This window comes from Streptomyces sp. MZ04, assembly GCF_004684775.1.
Lineage (GTDB): Bacteria > Actinomycetota > Actinomycetes > Streptomycetales > Streptomycetaceae > Streptomyces.
This window is the reverse complement of record NZ_SRIC01000039.1, coordinates 15,087-37,792: the sequence shown is the minus strand read 5'-3', so window position 1 is coordinate 37,792 and position 22,706 is coordinate 15,087. Positions and strand designations below refer to the sequence as shown.

Annotated in this window: 18 protein-coding genes; 9 read left to right on the top strand and 9 right to left on the bottom strand. The window is 71.4% G+C overall.

The window, feature by feature from the left end:
- The first annotated feature begins 226 nt into the window (after positions 1–226).
- Positions 227–496, top strand: a complete 270-nt coding sequence (locus E2651_RS45215) for a hypothetical protein (protein ID WP_135331038.1) — start codon at positions 227–229, stop codon at positions 494–496.
- A gap of 34 nt (positions 497–530) precedes the next feature.
- On the opposite strand, the gene E2651_RS11820 is transcribed toward E2651_RS45215, so the two are convergent.
- The 3 genes from E2651_RS11820 to E2651_RS11810 form a co-directional block, all read right to left on the bottom strand.
- Positions 531–1,883, bottom strand: a complete 1,353-nt coding sequence (locus tag E2651_RS11820) for an esterase-like activity of phytase family protein (RefSeq protein WP_135331037.1) — start codon at positions 1,881–1,883, stop codon at positions 531–533.
- Between the two features lie 454 nt (positions 1,884–2,337).
- Positions 2,338–3,660, bottom strand: coding sequence for an SWF or SNF family helicase (locus E2651_RS11815; protein ID WP_245238751.1), 1,323 nt, complete (start codon positions 3,658–3,660; stop codon positions 2,338–2,340).
- Positions 3,657–6,524, bottom strand: a complete 2,868-nt coding sequence (locus E2651_RS11810; RefSeq protein WP_135331036.1) for a DEAD/DEAH box helicase — start codon at positions 6,522–6,524, stop codon at positions 3,657–3,659. Before E2651_RS11810 ends, E2651_RS11815 begins: the two co-directional genes overlap by 4 nt.
- 248 nt (positions 6,525–6,772) lie before the next feature.
- On the opposite strand from E2651_RS11810, the gene E2651_RS11805 reads away from it, so the two are divergent.
- The 3 genes from E2651_RS11805 (at position 6,773) to E2651_RS11795 (ending at position 11,780) form a co-directional block, all read left to right on the top strand.
- Positions 6,773–7,828, top strand: coding sequence for an acyl-CoA desaturase (locus E2651_RS11805; RefSeq protein WP_135331035.1), 1,056 nt, complete (start codon positions 6,773–6,775; stop codon positions 7,826–7,828).
- 154 nt (positions 7,829–7,982) lie between these two features.
- The gene (locus tag E2651_RS11800) at positions 7,983–8,165 is read left to right on the top strand and encodes a hypothetical protein (RefSeq protein ID WP_135331034.1); all 183 of its coding nucleotides are present in this window, start codon (positions 7,983–7,985) and stop codon (positions 8,163–8,165) included.
- A gap of 195 nt (positions 8,166–8,360) precedes the next feature.
- Complete coding sequence (locus tag E2651_RS11795) at positions 8,361–11,780, top strand: hypothetical protein (protein ID WP_135331033.1); 3,420 nt, start codon at positions 8,361–8,363, stop codon at positions 11,778–11,780.
- A 33-nt stretch (positions 11,781–11,813) separates the two neighbouring features.
- Here E2651_RS11795 and E2651_RS11790 read toward each other — a convergent pair whose 3' ends face one another.
- On the bottom strand, positions 11,814–12,686 hold the full coding sequence (locus E2651_RS11790; protein ID WP_135331032.1) for a hypothetical protein: 873 nt from the start codon (positions 12,684–12,686) through the stop codon (positions 11,814–11,816).
- 468 nt (positions 12,687–13,154) lie between these two features.
- A complete protein-coding gene (locus E2651_RS11780) occupies positions 13,155–13,433 on the bottom strand; it encodes a hypothetical protein (protein WP_135331031.1) in 279 nt (92 codons plus the stop codon).
- 103 nt (positions 13,434–13,536) lie between these two features.
- Between E2651_RS11780 and E2651_RS11775 the strand changes: the two genes are divergently transcribed.
- Positions 13,537–14,442, top strand: a complete 906-nt coding sequence (locus tag E2651_RS11775; RefSeq protein ID WP_135331030.1) for an oxygenase MpaB family protein — start codon at positions 13,537–13,539, stop codon at positions 14,440–14,442.
- Here E2651_RS11775 and E2651_RS11770 read toward each other — a convergent pair.
- Complete coding sequence (locus E2651_RS11770) at positions 14,431–14,952, bottom strand: PadR family transcriptional regulator (RefSeq protein ID WP_135331048.1); 522 nt, start codon at positions 14,950–14,952, stop codon at positions 14,431–14,433. The two genes, E2651_RS11775 and E2651_RS11770, sit on opposite strands and share 12 nt — an antisense overlap.
- Positions 14,953–15,070: 118 nt before the next feature.
- Between E2651_RS11770 and E2651_RS11765 the strand changes: the two genes are divergently transcribed.
- The gene (locus E2651_RS11765; RefSeq protein ID WP_135331029.1) at positions 15,071–15,820 is read left to right on the top strand and encodes an alpha/beta hydrolase; all 750 of its coding nucleotides are present in this window, start codon (positions 15,071–15,073) and stop codon (positions 15,818–15,820) included.
- Between the two features lie 14 nt (positions 15,821–15,834).
- Here the strand turns inward: E2651_RS11765 and E2651_RS11760 are convergent, their stop codons facing one another.
- From E2651_RS11760 to E2651_RS11750, 3 genes are all read right to left on the bottom strand, one after another.
- Complete coding sequence (locus E2651_RS11760; RefSeq protein WP_135331028.1) at positions 15,835–17,061, bottom strand: cytochrome P450; 1,227 nt, start codon at positions 17,059–17,061, stop codon at positions 15,835–15,837.
- Positions 17,062–17,162: 101 nt separating this feature from the next.
- Positions 17,163–18,014 (bottom strand): aminoglycoside 3-N-acetyltransferase, encoded by an 852-nt coding sequence (aac(3), locus tag E2651_RS11755; protein WP_135331027.1) that lies wholly within the window; start codon positions 18,012–18,014, stop codon positions 17,163–17,165.
- Positions 18,015–18,106: 92 nt separating this feature from the next.
- The gene (locus E2651_RS11750) at positions 18,107–18,706 is read right to left on the bottom strand and encodes a class I SAM-dependent methyltransferase (RefSeq protein WP_135331026.1); all 600 of its coding nucleotides are present in this window, start codon (positions 18,704–18,706) and stop codon (positions 18,107–18,109) included.
- A gap of 151 nt (positions 18,707–18,857) precedes the next feature.
- Here E2651_RS11750 and E2651_RS11745 point away from each other — a divergent pair, with 151 nt between their 5' ends.
- The 3 genes from E2651_RS11745 to E2651_RS11735 all read left to right on the top strand — a co-directional run bounded on the left by E2651_RS11745 (position 18,858) and on the right by E2651_RS11735 (position 22,696).
- The gene (locus E2651_RS11745; RefSeq protein WP_135331025.1) at positions 18,858–19,631 is read left to right on the top strand and encodes an MHYT domain-containing protein; all 774 of its coding nucleotides are present in this window, start codon (positions 18,858–18,860) and stop codon (positions 19,629–19,631) included.
- A 66-nt stretch (positions 19,632–19,697) separates the two neighbouring features.
- Positions 19,698–22,265, top strand: coding sequence for a nitrate- and nitrite sensing domain-containing protein (locus E2651_RS11740; RefSeq protein ID WP_135331024.1), 2,568 nt, complete (start codon positions 19,698–19,700; stop codon positions 22,263–22,265).
- Positions 22,262–22,696 carry a roadblock/LC7 domain-containing protein gene (locus E2651_RS11735; protein ID WP_135331023.1) on the top strand — a complete coding sequence of 145 codons (435 nt, stop codon included), beginning with the start codon at positions 22,262–22,264 and terminating at the stop codon, positions 22,694–22,696. The genes E2651_RS11740 and E2651_RS11735 overlap by 4 nt, the downstream gene beginning before the upstream one ends.
- Positions 22,697–22,706: the final 10 nt, after the last annotated feature.

Below are 22,706 nucleotides of genomic sequence, written 5' to 3'. Positions count from 1 at the left end.
CATGCCGCCCGTACCGCCGCAGCCTCCTCCTCCGCCGGGCGACGCGCCCCCTCCAGGTGATGGCGGCTTCGGACCGCCGGGAGGCGGGTACGGACCGCCTCCCGGCGGCGGGGGCTGGCCTCCTGAAGGAGGCGGCGGCATACCTCCGGACGGAGGCCCCTGGCCGCCGCCCTCATCGTCCGGAGGTCCTTCGGGGCAGCGGAACCGGCTGTTCATCCTGCTCGCCGTGATCATTGCGGTGGGAGCCGTCGTCGCGGTGGTCATGGTGGCCACCAGCGGCGATGAATCCCCGGGCAAGAGGGGCCCTTCCGAGAGCAGCGAGGGCTCGGGCGGCAAGCCCACGCCGTCGCTGAGCATCCCGTCGCAGATCCCCTCGGAACTGCCGACCGAGGTCCCCTCCAACCTGCCGAGCGGGCTCCCGTCGGACCTCCCCAGTGATCTTCCGAGCGATCCGGAAGACCTGGAATCCCTGATCCCTTCGGCCGCGGGCAACTAGTCGCCAGTGGACGACTTGTCGGCCGTGGACAGCTTCAGAGGCCCTTCGGCAGCCGCACGTACGTCACACTGGTCTCGACACCGCTGTCCACCAGGCGGCCGTCCTTGTCGAAGGCCTCCGGGCCGTCCGTCATCCCGAAGTCGTTGTCGTTGATCAGGGCAAGGGTGCGACTGTTCACGAGGGCCACTCCCTCGATCTTGTCGGGCACGCCCTCGATGCCGCCCAGGTCGACCACAAGACGCTTCTTCAGGACGGGCACTCCGGAGTCCGCCGGATCGTCGAGCTGCTCCAGGGAGGGCTTCGTGGCGGCGTCGTCCCACTGGCCGCCGAGGATGTCGGAGCGGCGGTCCAGCTTCACCGTCTGCAGCCGCGCGGCCTTGTCGGTGCGCTCCTCTACGAGGAGCCGGTCGCGGCCGACGGCCACTACGGAGGAGATCTTCAGCTCGGACGTGTCGTCCTCGCCCGGGTCGACCACCCCCACCGCGTCGAAGCGGTACGCGTATTCGGCGGTGACCGCCTGCTTCTTCGGCGAGAAGCGCAGCAGCCGCGTCGTCCGCGAGCCCTCACCGGCGTCCTCGGCGGGGACGGACAGCGGGCTCTGCACCGCCATCACCAGGTCCCCGCCCGGCAGTTGGGCCAGCCCTTCGAAGCCGCGGTTGACCTTGCGGTTCAGCAGGATGCCGGGCAGCGCCTCGACAACGGGGTAGTCGGCGCCGGACAGCTTCAGGCCCTGAGGCACATAGCGCTTGAGCACCTTCCCGCGCGCGGAGACGTGGACGAGCGAGGGTCCGTACTCGTCGACCAGCCAGAAGCTGCCGTCGTCGGCCCGCACGATGCCCTCGGTGTCCAGGCCGTTCGGGTCGTGTGTCAGAGGGGTCTTGGCGTCGTACGTGTACGGAGCCTCATCGCGCCCCTCCTGGTTGGGCAGTCCGGTGACGGGCTTTCCGGAGGACGTCGTCAGCGGCAGCGCGTCGATGACCTTCACGGTGTCTCCGGAGACGCGGATCTTCACGATCGCCGGATCGAAACCGGGGACGGGGAAGGTGCGTCGCTTCTTGCCGTCCACCTTGATCTGGCCGTTGGGTCCCCGGTCGGTGACCGTCCAGAACTCGCCCTTGCGGCCTGCCGGACAGATGTCGCTGCCGATGCCTCCGAGACGCACGTCCCGGTCGTCGTCCACCGTGCCGGGCAGCAAGGAGTTGCTGAAGCCGCCCAGCGGGATGTCGCCGAGCGTCGCGGTGGAAGTGATCCGAGGCGCCTTCTCCTTGCCGCCGGTCTGCGCGCCCGTGGCGGTCCCGGTCACCGCGACCGCCGCGATCACGGCGAACGGCACACCCGCGGCGACGGTACGGCGGACGCGACGCTGACGGGCGGCGTGCGGGGACATGGGTGCCTCCTGGGGCGCGAGTTCGGTGACAGCGGTCAGACTTCGCCGTCGCCACGAACGCAAGGAGGCGGAAAGGTGAACGTCAGGGGGCATGGTGACGGCGCCTCCCGCGAGGGGCAGGAGGCGCCGCCGTCCGTCATCGTCCGGTCAGCAGTGGTTGGGCCTGCGGCCCTTGGTCGCCCTCCCCTCAGGTGGATCGCGCTGACGTGTTCAGGCAGGTCGTGTCCGTGACCCGATGCCCCTGAACCGGTGCGGTCCACGCTCCCGGATGACATGGCCGCGCTCAATCACTGATCAGGGCGAGTCCGCGTGCCGGTGTTCCCGGCGCATGCGCGCCCGGCACGGACGCGCCGGGCGCCGCCGGACGCTTTTCGGTCAAGGGGAGGTGTGTTGTGCCGTGGAGGTTCAGCGGTGGGGTGCGGGCCCTTCTCGGCCCGCACCCCACCGGTCGGTCTCACTCGCCGCCGGTCACCACGGCCAGCGCCGTCGCCGGGTCATGGGTGGCCGGGCCCGCCGGAGTCCAGCGGCCGCGTTCCTTGCGGTAGGGCCACCAGCGGCCGTCGCCCCCGTGCCGCAGTTGGGCGTCGCCGCCGACCACGGTCCAGCGGTTGCGGGCGGCCCGCAGCTGCGGCCGCTCGTCCTCGTCCCAGGCCACGTCGAGGGCGGCACGCGCGCGTGCCAGGGCTTCGGCGCCGGGCGTCCACTCCTCCTCGAGGACGGACAGCGCGGCCGGTCCGCCGAACTCCCAGGCCCGTACCGCCAGCGCGAGCCCGTCCTTGCCCCGGTCGAACGCCGACGCGAGCCGTGTCGCCACCGGTGCGCCCGGCGCCGCGGCGGCCAGGCGCACGGCGTCCTCACCTGGTGTCAACTCGGGTTCGACCGGCTGCTGTTCGTGCCCGGCGGCGAGCGCCTCGGCCAGCAGGCGGTGCGCCTCCGAGGCCGCCTGCGCCGCCAGGAACTCGAGCGCCGCCACATCGATGCCCGGCGCGGGCTCCGCCTCCGTGTCGAGCGAGGGCGGCAGGCCCGGCTCTGAGGGCAGGGGAGGGAGGTCCGGCAGCGGAGGGAGGATGGCACCCTCGGCGTACGCCACAGCGGCGTACACGCCCTCCTGGGCCTCCTCCTGCTCCTCTTCCGGGGCCTCCTCGGCCTCCGCCCGCGCCACGCTGCGTACTTGCAGCTCGTCAAGGAGCTCACGCTCCGCACGGCCGCGCATCAGGAGCAGCACGAACGGATCCTGGTCGAGCAGCCGGGCCATCTGGTAGGAGAGCGCGGCCGTATGCCCGCAGTGGTCCCACGCGTCACAGTCGCACTCGGGCTCCAGGTCGCCGATGCCGGGCAGGAGTTCGACGCCCGCGGCCGCCGCGTCCTCCACCAGATGCGGCGGCATCTCGCGGTCGAGCAGCGCCGCGATGTGCCCGGCGCGCTCCACGGTCATGCCCAGGAAGCGGTCCCACTCGGCCTCGGTCAGCTGCTGCAGCAGCACGTCCGAGCGATGGGCGGTGCCGTCCGGGTCCTGGACGACCGCGGTGATGCGCCCGGGACGCACCGACACCGCGCCCACGGCACCCGCGCGCGCGAGCCTGCGGCCCGCCTTCAGCTGCTGGAGGTCCAGCGCCGTGTCCTCCAGCGCCTTCAGCCAGGCCTGGCCCCACCAGCTCTCCGCGAACCCCCGCCCGTGCGCGGGCGGCAGAGCGTCGAAGGTGCGCTCGTGGCGGTGCGCGCCCTGCCCGGACTCCTCGTGTGTTTCGTCGAACGCCTCGTCGTACGTGTCGTTCATCGCGTCCCCCCTCGCAGCTCCACCAGATCCGACAGCTCGGTGTCGGTGAGTTCCGTCAGCGCCGCCTCTCCGGTGCCCAGGACCGAGTCCGCCAACTCCCGCTTGCGCAGCAGCATGTCGGCGATCCGGTCCTCGATCGTCCCCTCCGCGATCAGGCGGTGCACCTGCACGGGCTGTGTCTGCCCGATGCGGTACGCACGGTCCGTGGCCTGCGCCTCGACGGCGGGATTCCACCAGCGGTCGTAGTGCACGACATGCTCGGCCCGCGTCAGGTTCAGCCCTGTGCCCGCGGCCTTCAACGACAGCAGGAAGACGGGCACTTCACCGTCCTGGAAGCGCTGCACCATCGCCTCGCGCGCCGCGATGGGTGTGCCGCCGTGCAGGAACTGGGAGGGCACGCCACGGGCTGCCAGATGCCGCTCGATGAGGCGCGCCATCTGGACGTACTGCGTGAAGACGAGCACGGCCGCGTCCTCGGCGAGGATCGTGTCGAGCAGTTCGTCGAGGAGTTCCAGCTTCCCGGAGCGCCCCTCGATCCGCGGCTCGTCCTCCTTGAGGAACTGCGCGGGGTGGTTGCAGATCTGCTTCAGCCCGGTGAGCAGCTTGACGATCAGACCGCGGCGGGCGAAACCGTCGGCACCGGAGATCTCCGCGAGCGTCTCCCGCACGACGGCTTCGTACAGACCCGTCTGCTCCGTGGTGAGGGAGACGGCCCGGTCGGTCTCGGTCTTCGGCGGCAACTCGGGAGCGATGCCCGGGTCGGACTTGCGTCGGCGCAGCAGGAACGGGCGTACGAGCTGCGAGAGCCGCTCGGCGGCGGCAGGGTCCTTGCCGCCTTCGACGGCTTGCGCGTAGCGGGTGCGGAAGGTGCCGAGTTTGCCGAGCAGGCCCGGTGTCGTCCAGTCGAGGATCGCCCACAGCTCGGAGAGATTGTTCTCCACGGGGGTGCCGGTGAGCGCCACGCGCGCGCGTGCGCCAATCGTGCGCAGCTGTTTGGCGGTCGCCGAGTACGGGTTCTTGACGTGCTGTGCCTCATCGGCGACGACCATGCCCCAGGGGGCCTTCTCCAGGCTGTCCGAGTCGAGGCGCATGGTGCCGTACGTGGTGAGCACGAACTCGCCGTCGGCCAGGTCCTCCAGGCTGCGCCGGGCGCCGTGGAAGCGGCGCACGGGGGTGCCGGGCGCGAACTTCTCGATCTCGCGCTGCCAGTTGCCCATCAGGGACGTCGGACAGACCACCAGGGTGGGTCCTGCGGACTCGGGTTCCGTCTGCCGGTGAAGATGCAGGGAGATCAGCGTGATGGTCTTGCCGAGGCCCATGTCGTCCGCCAGGCAGCCACCCAGGCCCAACGACGTCATCCGGGCGAGCCAGTTCAGGCCGCGCAGCTGATAGTCGCGCAGATTCGCGGCGAGCGCCGCAGGCTGCCCGACGGGCTCCATGCCCTCCGGATCGGCTAGGCGCTCGCGGAGCGTCGCCAGCCAGCCGGTCGGCTGGACCTCCACACGGTGCCCCGCCACTTCGGTGGTGCCGGTCAGCACGGCGCTCAGTGCGGCGATCGGGGTGACCTTGTGGTCCTGGTGCTCGCGGGCGCGCCGTGCCTCTTCGGGGTCGATGAGCACCCACTGGTCACGCAGGCGCACCACGGGGCGGTTGGCCTCCGCGAGCCGGTCGAGCTCCTCGCGGGACAGCTGCTTGTCGCCCAGCGCGAACCGCCAGTTGAAGGCGAGCAGGGCATCGGCGGAGAGGTGCGACGGGGTGTCCGAGGACGGCTTGTCCGGGTCCTTGGTGTCGTCGTCGGGCGGGCCGATGACCGCGCGGGCGGTGAGGTTGCGCGCCAGCTCCTTGGGCCAGTGCACCTCGACACCCGCGGCGGCGAGCATCCGCGAGCCTTCACCGAGGAGCGCGGTCACTTCCTCGTCAGCGAGCTCGATGGCATCGGGCACGGTGGCCGAGAGCAGCGGGGCGAGCGGCGGCCACGCGCGCGTGGCCCGGCGCAGCGCGAGCAACGCGTCCATCCGTGCGCGCGGTCCGAAGCCCTGCCCCGAGGCGGCCGAACCGGCCCAGACCTCGGCCGCGTCGGCGACGAGCGAGGGGTCGCTGACGCTGTGCATCTGCAGCACGGCGCGGAACGGCAGCCTGCTCTCGTCGGAGGTCTGCGACACCAGGCCGGGGACCTCGACGCGCAGGGAGACGCGTACGCCCGCGTCGTGCCCGGCGGCGACATCCATGGCCCAGGGCCGCTGCTCGGGGATGTGCTGCGGCTGCGGGGCGGCGAAGGCGGGCGCGCCCGCGGCGACCGCGGCGGCGGGGGTGCGCGGCAGCGTGTCGGCCACCGCGTCGAGGAACTGGCGCAGCAGCCGCTCCGGTTGGGGCAGCCGCAGGGGCTCGGTGTCGTCCAGCGGAAGGGCGTGGGCGGCCGGAGGCATCGCCGCCGCGAGGTCGCGCAGGCGCCGCAGGTCGTCGGCGCCCAGTGGGCCCGAGCGCCAGGCGTCGTGGTCACCGGGCGTCAGGCCGGGCAACAGCAGGCCGCGTGCGGCCAGTTGCAGGGCGAGCACGCCCGCCGTCCCCCAGAACGTGGCGGTCGGATGAGCCTCGGCCGCGGCACGCGCGCGTGTCAGCACCGGCAGCGCCGCGCGCACCGGCAGCAGTACGGCCGAGACGTCGCCGAGCCGTGCCCCGTCGTCGCCGGGCACGGCGACGGTGAGCTCCTCGGCGGTGCCGGCCGCGACGGCGGGCGGCGCGTCGCCGTCCGGGTGCCAGAAGGCCACCCGGCCGGTGCGTGCCGGGTCGGCGGGCACGAACAGCACAGAACAACGGGACAGTTCAGAGATCTCGGAAGGTGACACGGTGGGGAGTCTGTGCACAGCGATGGCGCATTCCTCAAACTTGACTACTGAGACCGGAGCGGCCGAGAGTACAGCACGCCGCTGGGCGGACGGGAATCCTCGCGCCGTGATCCCGATCACGCGGCTCCGACGGTGTAGCTAACCCCCCTGCCGGGCGGTGCTGGCCCCCTTCAGAAGACGGGTGAAGGCGCCATGGTTGCCCAAGGTCACCGGCTCATACGTTGAGTGAAGTCCGCCAGATCCAGTCACAGACCGGAGACCTCACCATGCCCCAGGCCGCCGCAGCAGTCGCGGAACGTTCCCCAGGCACCACCGGAAGGCAGCCCGCCGGGAGCGATTTCGCACCCCTGCTGCGCACCGTCAAGGAGCAGGGGCTGCTGGGCCGCCGCACCGGCTGGTACGCCTTGACCATCGCCGTCAACGCGGCGGCGCTGACGGCGACAGCGGCGGGCATGTTCCTGATCGGGGGCTCCTGGTGGGTGCTGCTCCTGGCTCCCGTGCTCTCGGTGCTGTGCGCCCGCACGGCGTTCATCGGGCATGACGCGGGCCACTCCCAGATCACCGGCGACCGCAGGGTCAGCCGCGCCCTCGGCCTCATCCACGGCAACCTCCTCCTGGGGATGAGTTCGGCCTGGTGGAACGACAAGCACAACCGCCACCACGCCAATCCCAACCACATCGAGAAGGACCCCGATGTCGCCGCGGACGTCCTCGTGTGGACGAGCAAGCAGGCCAGCATCCGCGTCGGTTTCCGGCGCTGGCTCACCCGGAACCAGGCCTGGCTGTTCTTCCCCCTGACGCTGCTCCAGGGCGTCGCCATGAAGATCTACGGATTCCAGGACCTGCGACGCCAGAGCCCGCGCGAGCGCGTCGTGGAGGGGCTTCTCCTGGTGGCCCACATCGTCGGCTACGTGACGCTGCTGCTGATCACCATGCCCGTGGGGCACGCCATCGCCTTCGCCGCCATCCACCAGGCACTGTTCGGCCTGCACCTGGGGCTCGCCTTCGCGCCCAACCACAAGGGCATGGAGATGCCTGACCCCGACGGCGAGCGCTGGGGGCACCTCAGCCGCCAGGTCCTGACCTCGCGCAACATCCGGGGCAGCTTCCTGACCGACTGGTTCCTCGGCGGACTCAACTACCAGATAGAGCACCACCTCTTCCCGAGCATGCCCCGCCCCAGCCTGCGGCGCGCCCAGCCGCTGGTCCGTGCCCACTGCGCGGAGCTGGGTATGCCGTACACGGAAGCGGGATTCGTCGACTCCTACCGGCAGGTGCTGCGCCACATGTACGAGGTCGGCGAGCCGCTGCGGGTCGAATAGCCCGGCAGGCCGCCTTCCGGATCCCGGAAGCGGCTCCGGGTCATGTCAGGGTCGCGCCTCAGGGGTCTATCAGGGGAGCAGACTGGAACCGTGGGCGGCGGGATCCCGTTTCTCAAGACAGAGAGCGGCAGCAGCCGCGAAGGAGGCGACGCACATGTCGAAGAACGCGAAGATCGCCGCAGGAGGTGTGGCGGCCGGCATCATCCTGTTGATCTGGCTGCCCTGGTGGGCTGCCCTCCTGATCGTGCTGGGAGTCCCGGCCGCGGCTTATCTGACACTCGACCCGGCCCAGCGGCGCAGGCTGCGCCGCGCCTCACGCAAGGAGATAGGCCACTGACGGGCCGCTTCTGAGGCGGCGCCACGCGGGTCGGTCCGAGCCCGGCGCGCGGCAACCGGCGGCTTCCCCGCTCGTGGATCGGCCCAGGCGGATCCACGAGCGGAAAACCCGTTGCGCCACCCGCGATTCGGCAGTGATCATGGCGTACATGACTTCCCGAGAGGAGGCCGTCCAGCGATCCCACGGTGATCGCTGATGGCCACATACGAGGCGTCGCAGACGCCGTCCCCCCAGCCCGAACCCCAGCCCGTTCCCGCGCCGCTGACGTCGGCCTGGCTGAAGGCCCACTTCGACCCGCTGCCCTTCCCGGCCCGCATGAGCGCCCTGGCACGCTACGCCCGAGCGCTCACACCGGAGGCGTACGCCTCACTCCGCGAGGTCCTCGCCGCAGGTGCACCTGACGAACGGCACACCGCGCTCTTCCTCGCCGTCACCCGGCGTGACCTCGCCTCCATCGCCGAGGCCCTGACCGACCCCCTGCTGCGCCGCCGAGCACTCTCGGCCGCCATCCGGCTCCCCGTGCCCGAAGCGGCCTTGGAGCAGCTCGCGTCGAGCGACATCAAAGCGGCGCGGCACGAGACATTCCGTGTACTGCGACTGAGCCGTCGCCGCGCGCTCGCCGCACGCCTGCTGCCGCAGGTCCACGAACGCCACGGAGCCCGGGAGGCCGCCCAGCTCCTGCCCGCATGCCCCGCCCGGACGGTCGCCGCATGGCTGCCCCGGCTCGATCCACCGCCGGGAGTGCTCAGCACACTGGCCCGCACCGCTCCGTACGCCGTCGCCGAATTCCTCGCCGCACGATGGCAGAACCTCGCCCATCGCGAGCACCACCGCTTCACAGCCCGCTGTCGTGCGGTCGCGAGCATGGCCGCCGAACGCGACCCGGACGCGGGGCTGCTGCTCCTCGAACGGGCACCCGATCTCCTGACGGCACGAGCGGCAGGCTCCCTGCTGCGCCATCCGGCCCGCGTCCTCGCGATCCTGCGCGCCGCGCCACCCGAATCGGACGGCTCACACCGCGAACTGCGGCTCTCCGCAGGCGCCTTGCCACCCGCCACGCGGCGTGCCCTGAGCGAACTCCCGCCGGCGGACCTCGTGGACCTGGCCCGCCGCTGCCTGATGAGGCAGCCGCGGTACCGCGGGCCAGGGCGACAGGACATCGAACCGGACGGCCTGCTGGCGCTGCTGCCCGGCCCGGATCGACGTCGACTGGTCGAAGAACGCATCCGGCGCGGCCGCTCCATGCGCAGCGTCCCCATCGCCACGCTTGCCGCCCTGGAACCGGCCCACCGGGCGGAGATCGTCGGCCCCTGGGTGGAGCGCCGGTCGAACCAGCAGTGGACATCGAGCCGTCTCGCGGTCGCGCTCCCGCTCGCTGTGGGGGAGCCGTTGCTGCGCGACATGGCGGACCAGCACCGCGTCCACCACCGCCTGATGGCCTGGCCCGCGCTGCTGGCCTGTGCGGAACTGGAGGGCGACCCGGACGAGTTCGCGCGGGTCGCCGTCGACTGCGAGCGCGCCTGGCACGACCAGGAAGAGGTACGCAGGGCAGCCCTCCAGCAGCTCGCTGGAACCTCCCGGCGCCTGCTCGCCGCACTGCCCGACCGGGTCCTGCGCGACGCGGTGATCACTACGGTCCAGTCACGGGATTCGACCGCACGCACGCTGAACGCGGCCGAGCGGCTGCTGCGCCGCGCCGTGCAGAGCGCCACGTCGGCCGGCGAGTGGAGGAGGGCCGCGTACGCGACGGAGCTGCTCTGCCAGGTGCTCGCCGACCCCCGCTCGCACCGCCCCGTCGCCTCGCTGCCCATCGACGAGGCATCGGCACGAGCGCTCTGGCCCGCGACAGCGGCCACCACAGGAGCGCGCCCCGATCTCCACACGGCCCTCGCCGAACTCCTCGCGCCCCACCTCACCGCGCTGCCCGATCTCGACACCCTTGTCCGGCGCATCGCCTTGGAGTCCGGCGACCCGGACCTCGCGGCCCGTGCCGCGGCAGCCTGGGTGGCACCCGCGCCGCTGCGGGAACAGCGCAGCGCCGAACTGATCGGCCTCGACGCGTCGTTCATCGAGGTGCCGGTCATCCTGCGCACCCTCGTCACCCGGCGAACCGACCTGCTGGACTCGGTGCTTGCCGCTGCCCGGGACGGACTCTCCGGCCGTGTACGTCCCCGGGCGGCCGCCTGGTCGGGCGCACCGCACCCGGGCCCCACCGGCCGCTGGCTCCCCGTACAGCGCCACGCCTGGGACGAGCACCACGCGCGCGTGGCCACGGACGAACTGGCCCCGCTGCGCACCCGTGCCGACGCGGCGGCTCAACTGCGCGACGCCGAACGGCTCACCGCACTCGCGGAGTCGGCGCCCCAGCCCGTCGCCGCGGCGGCACTCGGGGCACTGGGCGAAGTGGCGGGAGTGGCGTACGACCGTGCCCAGCCCGCCACCGATGCGCTGTTGGAGGTCCTGCTGCGGCACGCCGCGACGGGCGGCGTACGGGGGCGTGCCGCCATGGCATCCGTCCGTCGGCTCCTGGTGTCCCTGCCGGACCCGGAAGCCGTCGCCCTCCTCGCCCCTGTCGCCGGCGCGGCCGACGCCCCCGTGGGCACCCGGAAGGAGGCCGTGCGCGCCCTGTGTGCCCTCACCGGCGACGAGGCGTTCGACGCGCTGGTGCGAGCCTGGGACGCACCGGGCCAACACCGCGACGTACGCGCCGTCATCGCACGCTTCCTCGTTGCCAGGGTCGACCGTCCTGGCATCGCCGACCGCCTCGCGCAGGAGGCGGACGTAGCCGCGGTCAGGGAAGCGGTGATCCAAGGGCGCGGGGGAGCCGTGGGCGAATCCGTGGGTGTCGCCTACACCGCCTTCCTCACACGTCTGGTGAAGGAAGGCACCGAGGAGACCGTCGTCGCCGCGTGCCGGGCGCTGCCGGCCTGGTTCACACCGGAATCGGCCGATGCCATGCGCACCGTGGCCCATGTCATCACCGACCGTCGGCGATCCAGAGGGGAATGGGAGACGGCGGCCCAGCAGTTGCTGTGGTTCCCCTTGGGGGCGGAGGGAGGCCCCATCCTCAGGGATGCCATGCGGACGCTCCAGGAACGCGCGGACGCGGCTGACCCGCGGCTGCGGGCCGACGCGTTGCGTCGCCTCGCGGGCATCGGGGAGTCCCTGCCGATCTCACGCGGCTCTCCGCGCTCGCTCCTTGTCGCCGACGCCGTGGCTCTCTCCCTGCGGGCCGTGGGCCTGTATCGCGAGACGGCCGCGCTGACATGGAAGTCGGCGCTGGCCGCCATCCGGCACGGCGAACACCATGCGCAACGCTGGGAACAGCTCCTCGCCCTGGTCGAGGAACGCCCCGAACGGCTGCCCTTCTCCACGGGGGTATCCGTCGACGTGCCCACCGCACGCGCGCGTGCGGCACTGCTCGCGGCCGTCCGTCTGCTGCGTGAACGCGGCACCCCGGCCTCCGGGTCGCTGGCACTCGACCTGGTCCGCGCCGGAAGCCGGGCGACGTCGTGGGACGAGACCTGGCGAGCTGAACTGGAAGCCCTCCGGAACCACGAGGACCACGACACGGCCATGGCGGCGCTGCTCGTCGACCCGGGACCGCCCCGCTGACGAAGGCCAGAGGCCGGGCCGATCCAGCGGGGATCAGGCGGGGCGCACGGCCATCTTGTCGAGCGCTTCGAGGAGCCCGGGCAGTTCGGGCCCGCGCCCCACGGGCAGCACCTCGCCCGGCTCCTCGTCCAGCAGGATGAACGCGATGTCGTCGGTCCTGGCCACCATCGACCAGCCAGGACCGTCGGCGCGCAGCGTGCGGGCCTCTCCGGAGGCGAACGACGACCGCACGCGGCCCAGCGGCGGGGGAGTGCTCACATACGCCCGTGCCTCCGCCATGACCCGACGCACGCCGGTTAGCGACGCGACCGCGGCATCCGCGTCGTCGCTCTCCGGAGAGGCCTCTTTCCCAGAGTCCTCCTGCGTGGCCTCGGCTGGCGCAGGCGCGTCGTCCGGCAGGAAGTCGGCATCGTCGATCTGGTCGCGCCACGCCGCCCACCGCAAGGCGATCTCGTCGGCGCCGAGCCGCCGTTGGGCGGGTCCCCAGGTGTCGGTCACCGGGGGCGAGAGCGGTGTGAGATCCGGGTCCTCGGGGTCCGGTTCGGGGTCGTGCGGGGCGGGCACACCGGGCGCGGCGACGGCCACCGCCAGAGGCCAGCCGGGCAGCGCGGCGACCACCGTGCGTTCATCGGGCGACAGGTCGTACTCCATGCCGCAGTCCCAGGACGCGATCGCCACGGCCACGAGCGACACATCGTCGACGACTACCGTCCACCGGGCTCCGGCGCCGTCCTGACCGAGCACCAGTCCGTACCCGGCGGCCAGCGGCGCCAGTCCCAGGGCCGCGCACGCCTCCGGATAGTCGTCACCGAGCACGCTCGGGAACTTCGCGGGTGTCAGCAGCACCGCGGTCAGCACGTACAGCGCGTCGTCCTCGGCGGCGACTGCGTCGTCCGTTCCGGCCATGCCAGCCTCCCCATTGCTTCATCCGTCGGCGCACCCTAACCACTGGTCCGCTTGATCGTCGAGGGGTGGATGACCAGGAAATTCACTCGTCGGCCCCGTTCCGCATGCCTAAGCTGGCTGTCATGCCCAGAGCCAGTTCGCACTTCGTGTGTCTGCCGTGCCGCGCTTCTTTCAAGAAGGTGGCCGACTACGGACGCGTGCGCGTCGACATCTGCCCTCAGTGCGGCGGTCAGTTGCTCAACGCGGGCTCCGCGCTGGCGGTGCCCAAGCGACGTGACACGGCGGCATGGCGTGCCCTGAGCGCGGTCCTGACCGCCGGGCTGCGCTTCCGGCAGGACTGCTGCGGCTGGGGTCCCGGCTACCGCCCCCGCACGCCGCGCGACGTACGGGAACGGCTCGCCCACGCGGCCGAGACGGGCAACCCCGTCACCGAGGCGCTGGCCTGCCCCGACCCCACCCACACGGATGTCAGGCGGCAGGCAGGTCGAGGAGCGTACGCGCCACGTCCTTCGGCGACTCGTCGCGCTCCCGGGCGAGGGCGATGACCGCGCGGCACGCCAGCTCGCTGACACCGAAGGACAGGGCTTCCGGCGACACCCAGCCGGTGGCCTCGTCCATCCGGTCCTGGTCGTCCTCGGCACACGCCGCCACATAGACCGCGGCCGCCTCGAAGAGGTTGTGCGCACGCTCCTTCTCGCCGTGCACGGCTCCCTCCGTGCGCCACAACTTGCGGAGCTTGTCGAACATGTGAGCCACCTTCCCCCCGAGGGCGCGGCCGGCGCCGTTGATCATCCATCTTACGTACCCCAAAGTAGAGTTGGAGTTCGGGCGACTGAAGGGGGACCGTGCGGTGAAGCGCTACGAGCGGCTCAAGGAGATCCGGCGTCTCGACCCGGAGAAGGACTCCTTGGAGATCTACCGGCTCAGCGCGGTGTACGAGTTCCCCTGGGACTTCACCCGCGCTCTTGAGATGGCGCTCTATCGCACCTACGCCGTTCCCAGCATCGGCCGACTCCTCGCCGAGACCTCGGAACTGACGGACCGTACGCAGAAGCGGTACGACGACACGTCCCTGCTCCTCGACGCCGTCGTCGAGCACGGCTTCGGCGCGGACGAGGGCCGTGGCGCGATCCGCCGCATCAACCAGATGCACCGCAGCTACGACATCAGTAATGAAGACATGCGATACGTGCTGTGCACGTTCGTCGTGATGCCCAAGCGCTGGATCGACGCCTATGGCTGGCGCCGCCTTTCCCGTCACGAGACGGTCGCCACCGTCGTCCACTACCGCACCCTGGGCCGGCACATGGGCATCCAGGACATCCCGGAGTCCTACGAAGACTTCGAGCGCTGTCTCGATGCCTACGAAGAAGCCCACTTCGCGTGGGACGAGGGCGCGCGCAGGGTCTCCGACGCGACCCTCGACCTCATGGCCTCCTGGTACCCGCGCGCCCTGGCTCCCGTGCTGCGCGCGTCGACTCTCGCGCTGCTCGACGAGCCCCTGCTGCGCGCCTTCCGTTACGAACCGCCGAGTGCCGCCGCCCGCAGGCTGGTCAGGGGTGCCGTCCGGCTGCGCGGCCGTGCCGTGCGCCTGATGCCGCCGCGCACCGCGCCGCACTACGCCCGCCAGAACTGGGAGATCAAGGGGTACCGGAACGGCTATCGGGTGGGCGAGCTCGGCACGTTCCCGGTGCCGGGGGTGCGGGGCTGCCCGGTGCCGCACGGCGACGCGACCGCCCCCGCTTCAGCGGAGTGACTCCAGCGTCGCCCGCAGCCAGTTGAGTTCGGCCCGGCTCGTCGCTCGGGCGATGGTGAGGATGCCGCGCCGGAACGGGTCGTCCAGTTCCTCGGCGCGCAGCGGGCGGTCGCCGTCGTAGAAGAAGCTGGCGGGCTCCTCCAGGAAGGCCAGACGGCGGCGCAGGACCGCGGCTTGTGCTGCCGGATCGTCCAGGTGACGCAGGAACGCGAGGACGGTGAACCAGCGGTTCTCGTCGGTGATGTCCGCCTGCTCCGGTTCCGCGAGTCTGCGGCGCAGCTCGTGCCGCCCTTCCGCGGTGAGACTCAGGACGTGCCGGGGAGCAGCCCCTGATCCGGGCTGCGTCTCGCGGGCGAGAAGGCCGGCCTTCTCGAGCCGCTTGATGGCGGGGTACAGGGTGCTCTCCGCGACCGGGCGCACGTGCCCCGTCAGTGCTGTGATGCGTTTGCGCAGCTCGTAGCCGTGCAGCGGTGAGGCGTAGAGGAATCCGAGGATGGCCAGTTCGAGCATGCCGTGCATTCTGCCGTACAGCCGCTGTACCTCGCCCACGCAATACATCGATCTCGATGTATTGTGTTGAGCGCGATGCAGGATGAAAGAGGCAGGACAAAAGAGCGGGGGAGCGGCGATGCACGAGACAAAGTTCGACGCACAGGGGAACTGCGTCCGCTGGACTGAAGCCGACGGATCCGGCCCGGCCCGGGTGTACGTGCACGGGCTGGGCGCGGCATCGAGCGTCTACCACGCGCACATCGCGGCCAGGCCTGAACTGGCCGGACGCCGATCGCTCTTCGTCGATCTGCCGGGCCACGGCATCAGCGACCGGCCGGCTGACTTCGGCTACACGCTGGAGAACCACGCGGACGCCCTGGCCGCGGTGTTGGACGAGGCGAAGGTTTCCGGCGCGGAGATCGTCGGTCACAGCATGGGCGGCGCCGTGGCCATCGTGCTCGCGCACCGACGCGGCGCCCTTGTGTCACGGCTCGTCCTCACCGAAGCCAATCTCGACCCGAACCCGGTCCCGACAGCGGGCAGCAGCGGAATCGCCACCTACGGAGAGGAGGAATTCGTCACCGACGGCTACGCGCGCGTGCTGGACAAGATCGGCCCCACGTGGGCGGCGACCATGCGGCTCGCTGATCCCCGCGCCCTGCACCGCAGCGCGACGGGACTCGTGAGGGGGACACGGCCCACGATGCGCAAGATGCTCATGGACCTGTCTGTGGAGCGGGTCTTCGTGCAGGGCGCGCTGAGCGGCCAACTCGACGGTCGGGATCAGCTGATCGCATCCGGGGTCCGGGTGATCACCGTTGCGGAGGCCGGGCACAATGTCATGTTCGACGACCCGGATGCCTTCGTGTCCGCTGTGGCCGGGTGACTGACCAGCAGCTCTTACCGGGTCATATGCGTCCAGGTGACCGGCAGTTCGTGGACGCCGTAGATGTTCATGTCCGTCCTGAGCTTCACCTCGTCGGCGGGGATGGCGAGCTCGAGGGTCGGGAAGCGACGCAGCAGTCCGTCGAAACCGGCGCGCATCTCGATGCGGGCCAACTGCTGGCCGAGGCATTGGTGGATGCCGTGGCCGAAGGACGTGTGGCCGCGGGCCTGGCGGTGGATGTCCAGCGTGTCGGGGTCGTCGAAGCGCCGGGGGTCGCGGTTGGCGGCCAGGAGTGAAACAACGACCGTCGCCCCCTCGCCGATTGTCTCGCCGCCGAGTTCGATGTCCTCCGTGGCATAGCGATAGAAGATGTCGGCAACGGACAGGTAGCGCAGGAGTTCCTCGACCGCACCGGGCATCAGGTCCGGGTCGGCGCGCAGTTCGGCGAGCTGCTCGGGGTGCTCCAAGAGCGCGAAGGTGCCGAGGCCCAGCATGTTGGCGGTGGTCTCGTGGCCCGCGAGCAGCAGCAGGAAGGCGGCGCCGGTCAGCTCCTCGATGGTGAGATCGTCGTGGCGGGCCAGGTCGGACAGGATGTCCTCGCCGGGTTCGGCGCGTTTACGTGCGACCAGTTCGGCGAGGTACGTGGTCAGGCCGGTGTACGCGGCCATCTTGTCCTCGAGCCCGATGTCCCTCTCCATGAATGCGGCGGAGTCGGCCTGGAAGGTCTCCCGGTCCCCGTAGGGGACACCGAGCAGTTCGCAGATCACGAGCGAGGGCACCGGCAGCGCGAACTCCTTGACCAGGTCGACCGGTGGGGCGAGGCGCGCCAGCTCGTCCAGTTGCCGCTCGGCGATGTCGATGATGCTCTCTTCGAGCTGCTTCATGCGTTTGACGGTGAAGGCGCCGGTGAGCTTGCGCCGCATCCGGGTGTGGTCCGGCGGGTCCATGGCGATGAACACGCCCGGTATCTGCGGGGACGGTTCGGTCACCGCGGGCATACCGGGGACCTCGTACGGAACGCGGACGGGGCCGATGTCCTGGCGGGAGCTGAACCGGGTGTCGGCCATGAGTTGGCGGACCGCTTCGTAGCCGGTGACGAGCCAGCCCTCGTGACCGTCGGGGAAGACCAGGGGACTGACAGGGCGAGCCTCGCGCAGCGCGGTGATGCGGCTCGGCGGGTCGAAGGCGCCCGCATCGCGCTCCATGGGGAGGCCGTGCGGGATGGGAGGCGTCTGACTCATCGGAATTCCTTCCGTCGCGGTTGTTCCGCCACACTCGCCGACGGACCGGACATACGACTGTCACGGCTCTGACACCGGCCGTGCCGGAGACGCAGTCGGTGTCAGGCGCTGCCCAACTTCTCCTCGATCCAGCTGATCCCGAAGTCCACGACTTCACTGGCTTCGAAGAGGTGGCATTCGGCCGCGCCGACCAGCCCCGCGATGCCGATTCCGGCGCCGCGCATGTCCTGGGCGATGGCATCGAAGGGGTCCTGGCCCTGGGGGACCACGGCTGAGTAGTCGAAGGAGCCCGCCGAGGAGTCGATGTCGTGGAAGCGCCTCCAGACCCGTTCGCCGTCCACAAGGATCGGCTGTTCGTAGTCCACGCTTCGCTTTCCGGGAGCTTCGGCGAGTGCCTCGGCATGGTGCAGGACCGTGAGGGAGTCCAGCGGGGCGCCCAACAGGAGAACCCTGCCGCCCATGGTGACGAGCCGGGCCAAGGGGCTGTCCGGGCCGTGCGGATCGTCCCAGGGGTGGTCGGCCATCAGCGCGGTCGCCGATGCGCCAAGGGCGGCGAAGCCGGCATCGGGATGACGGCTGCGCACCGCCCCTGGCCACCTGCGGAGAGCTTCCGGCAGTCGTCCATAGGCGTGATCCGCTTCGGAGATCCGGGGATCGTACGCGGGGTGCTCGGCCCGCAGAGCGTCCTGCCAGGCTCGCGGCCACTCGGTGAATCCGTAGGGCAGCGCGTCGTTCCAGCCGCAGGTGACCATCAGGGTGCCCGACTCGCCGACGGCATCGCGGAGGGCACCGATGAGTGTGTGGGTGCCGCCGGCCACGTATCCGATGGCAGACATCCGCGTATGGAACATGACGATGTCGCCGTCGGTGAGGCCGAGCGCGGTCAGATCATGGATGAGCCGACTGCGGGTGACCGGGCCGTCGGAGCGCTTGAGCAGGGCCTCTTCGTCCATGCGGCCGACGGTATCTGCCGGGTGTGGGCAAAGGACAACGGAGTGGACCGCTCCGGCCCTAACGGAGATGGAGCGCCGGCGGCCGCCCCGCGTCAGCCCTGTCGCACCGCCAGCGCCAGGAACCGCGCGTCCTCGTCGATGTACGAGGTCATCCGCCACCCCGAAGCGGCAAGCAGCGGGCGGAGGTTGGGCTCGGCGCGCAGGTCGTCCGGGGTGATCTGCCTGCCCTGCCGGGCCGCGAGCGCCGCCCGGCCGATGGGGTGGAAGAGCGCGAGGAGCCCTCCGGGGCGTACGACACGGCTCAACTCCCGCAAGTTCCGCGCCGGATCGGGGAGGTGGGAGATCAGGCCCGCACCGAACACGGCGTCGAGACACTCGTCGCGCAACGGCAGACGCGTCACGTCAGTGAGCAGGAGCTGCCCGTCGCGGTCCCTGCCCGCCCGTACGGTGGCCTCCAGCATGGCGGGTGTCAGGTCGACACCGAGTACGACTCCTGAGGGCCCCACGGCGTCCCTGAGCGCGGGCAGGGCGCGTCCAGTGCCGCACCCGGCGTCGAGGACACGGGCGCCCGGCCGCAACTTGAGGTCGGTGGCCGCGGCCCGGTAGGCGGGGCCGTCGTCGGGGAACCTGCTGTCCCAGTCGGCAGCTCGGGCACCGAAGAACTCACGTACGCGCGTCTGGTCATCGCTCATGTGGACATGATTGCTCAACGACGCGCATGCGCGTCGGGGGCACACGTTCGAGCGTGACGCGATCGTTCACGAACCCCTCTCTGTCATATTCCAACACCTTTCGAACTGCGCCCCCGTTGTGCGCCCCCGCCAGGACTAGCGTCCCGGGGCCATGGGACACCTGGACCACGCCACCTTCGGTTGGCTGACACCCGTGCTGTCGTACGCGATGGCCTGTATCGGCGCCGCCCTCGGGCTGCGCTGCACCGTCCGTGCCCTCGCCGCCACGGGCAGGTCACGACGCAACTGGCTGATCACCGCGGCCTCCGCCATCGGCACCGGCATCTGGACGATGCACTTCGTGGCGATGCTCGGCTTCGGAGTCAGCGGCACGGAGATCCACTACAACGTGCCGCTGACCATCCTCAGCCTGGTCGTCGCCATGGCCGTCGTGGGAGGGGGCGTCTTCGCCGTCGGCTACGGCCGTGACCGCGGGCGTGCGCTGGCTCTCGGCGGGCTCACCACCGGGCTCGGCGTCGCCAGCATGCACTACCTGGGCATGGCCGCCCTGCGGCTGAACGGCGATGTGCGCTACGACCCGGTGCTGGTCGGCCTCTCCGTAGTCATCGCCGTCGTCGCCGCGACCGCGGCCCTGTGGGCGGCGCTCAACATCAAGTCGCCCCTCGCGGTCGCCGTCGCATCCCTGGTCATGGGCGGTGCGGTGAGCAGCATGCACTACACCGGAATGATGGCGGTGAGTGTGCGGGTCAGCGAGTCGGGTGGGGCGCTGCCCGGGGCCACGACGATGCAGTTCATCTTCCCCCTCGCCGTCGGCCTCGGGTCCTACCTCTTCCTGACCTCGGCGTTTGTCGCACTGTCCCCGACCGCGGGGGAACGCGAGGCCTCCGTGTCGGCCCAGCGGCCGGTGGAGAGCGCCGCCCGATAGCGGCGCGCCTGGACCGGTCACGGCCGGGCGGGCACACGCCCTGACATCTCTCCGAGCGAGGAGGCCATGCGTACACCCCGTAGGACCCCCGAAACCGCCGACGGCACCGTGCCGCCGGGGCCCGTGGCACCGGCGCGCGGCCGCCGCGCGCACGCGGGACCGCCCGCCGACGAACGCCCTGACGCGGAAGCCCCCTTGGAGCCCGGACCGCCCACGACCTCCGCTGTCCGCAAGGGACCCTGGTGGCCGCGCCCCCGCACCGTACGAGCCAAAATCGTGTGCCTCCTGATGGTGCCCGTCGTGTCGCTGCTCGCCCTGTGGGGGTATGCGACGGTCAGCACGGCCCAGGACGTGGCGCGCCTGCGGCAGTTGCAGCGCGTCGACGCCCAGGTGCGCGGCCCGGTCGACGCGGCCGTCGCCGCGCTGCAAGCCGAGCGGGTGGCCGCCGTGCGCTACGCGACCGAACCCGCGCCCGACCGCGCCGCCGACCTCAAGAGGCAGGCCGCACGGACCGACCGCGCGGTGGCGAAACTGCGCCGTGGCGATCAACGGACGGTCGCCGATGGCGCCGACCTGCCCACCGGCGTGGCCGCCCGGCTCGAAACGTTCGTCTCCGGAGCGGAGGAACTGAGCACGCTGCGCACCGAAGTGCTCGACCGGGGCACCGGCTGGGACGTGACGTACGGGCAGTACACGCAGACCATTTCGGCCGCCTTCGGAGTGGGCGGAGCGCTCACCGGCATCCAGGACGCCGAACTCGGCTCCGAGGCACGCGTGCTGCTCGAGTTCTCCAGGGCGGGCGAGATGCTGGCACGCGAACACGTGGTGCTGTCCAGCGCCCGGCTCGCCGGCTCGCTCGACGGTGAGCGGCTGCGGCAGTTCACCGGGGCCGTCGACACCCGGCGGACCCTGACGGAGTCGGCCGTGGCGGATCTGCGCGGACCCGAACGAGCGGCGTGGCACCAGCTCGCGGAGGGGAGCGCGTACGCCGATGTGCGCGCCGTCGAGGACAAGGTGCTCGTCGCATCGCCGGGCCGTGCGGCGGCCGACGCGGCTCCGGCAGGCAAGTGGGACACCGCCCACGCCACGGTGCGGGACGAGCTCCGTGCGATCGAGGTGGGCGCGGGCCGCAGCGCCGCCGACCGCGCCGACCCGTTCACCCGAGGTGTGCTCACCGCGGCGGGCGCCGCCGTGCTCCTGGGGCTCGCGGCCGTCGCCGCCTCGCTGGTCATCTCCGTACGCATCGGACGCGGCCTGGTGATCGAGCTGGTGAGCCTGCGCAACGGCGCGCTGGAGATCGCCCGCCACAAACTCCCGCAGGCCATGCGGAGGTTGCGGGCCGGTGAGGAGATCGACGTCCGTGCCGAAGCACCGCCGGGGCCGCCGGCGGAGGACGAGACGGGACAGGTCTACGAAGCGCTCGGCACGGTGCACCGGGCCGCCCTGCGTGCCGCCATCGAGCGCGCGGAACTGGCCAGCGGCATCTCCGGGGTCTTCGTCAACCTCGCCCGCAGGAGCCAGGTCCTCGTCCACCGTCAGCTCAGTCTTCTCGACAACATGGAGCGCAGGGCGGACGATCCGAACGAGCTCAGCGACCTCTTCAGGCTCGACCACCTCACCACGCGGATGAGGCGGCACGCGGAGAGCCTGATCATCCTCTCCGGAGCCGCACCGGGACGAGCCTGGCGCATGCCCGTCTCCCTGACGAACGTCGTCCGGGCCGCCGTCTCCGAAGTCGAGGACTACGCGCGCGTGGAGGTACGACAACTCCCCGGAGCATCGATCGTCGGCACAGCCGTCGCCGACCTCACCCACCTGCTGGCCGAACTCGTCGAGAACGCGGCCCAGTTCTCACCACCGCACACCAAGGTGCGGGTCACCGGCGAACCGGTCGGCAACGGCTACGCGGTGGAGATCGAGGACCGCGGCCTGGGCATGGGCGGGGAGACCCTCGCCGAGGCCAACCGCCGCATCGAGCAGTCCGAAGCGCTCGACCTGTTCGACAGTGACCAGCTCGGGCTCTTCGTGGTCAGCAGGCTCGCCTCCCGGCACGGGATCAAGGTGCATCTGCGTACGTCCCCCTACGGCGGCACCACCGCCGTCGTCCTGCTGCCCACCGCCCTGCTCCAGAGCAGCACAGCAGAGAGCCCTCAGACCCACACCATGGAACGCGAAATCGACCAGCACGAGCACGCGCGCGTGCCGGGTGCGGCGGCGCCCATGCCCATGAACGGCAACTCCGTTCCCGCCGGCGCCGCACGCCCCGCACTCGCCCCATCGGCCGAAGCCCCGGCGGCGACTCCCACACCCCCTGGTGTCACCGCACTCCGGCTGCACAAGCTGCCAGAACCGGACACCGGCGCCGGTCAGGAGGCATCGGACGACCTCCCGCGCCGCGTACGCCAGGCGAGCCTCGCCCCCCAACTGCGCGAACAGCGCCCCGAAGAACCGTCATCCGGGGCGACAGGCATCCGTGAGGACGCCGAACGCAGCCCCGAAGAGGTGCGGGACCGCATGGCCGCCTACCGAGACGGCTGGGCCCGCGGTGGTGGCCGCCGCCCGGGCATCGTCGGCGCGGTCCCCGACACCTCAGGGCTCGAACCGGCCGACAGCACCGAAGGAGACCACGCATGATCCAGGACCAGAGCATCAGCGCCGGCCGGTCCGGCGAACTCGACTGGCTGCTGGACGACTTGGTCCTGCGCGTCGGCGAGGTACGGCATGCGGTGGTGCTGTCCAACGACGGTCTCGCCGTGGGCGCGTCCACCGCCCTCACCCGCGAGGACGCCGAGCACCTCGCCGCGGTCGCCTCGGGGTTCCACAGCCTGGCCAAGGGCGCGGGCCGGCATTTCGGGGCCGGGGGAGTGCGCCAGACCATGGTCGAGATGGACGACGGGTTCCTGTTCGTCGCGGCGGCGGGTGACGGCTCCTGCCTCGCCGTACTCAGCTCCGTGACCGCCGACATCGGCCTGGTCGCCTACGAGATGGCACGCCTGGTCAAGCGGGTGGGCGAGCACCTCCATACCCCGCCGCGGTTCACCGCGCAGCCACCGGCCGTCGGATGAGACAGGGCGA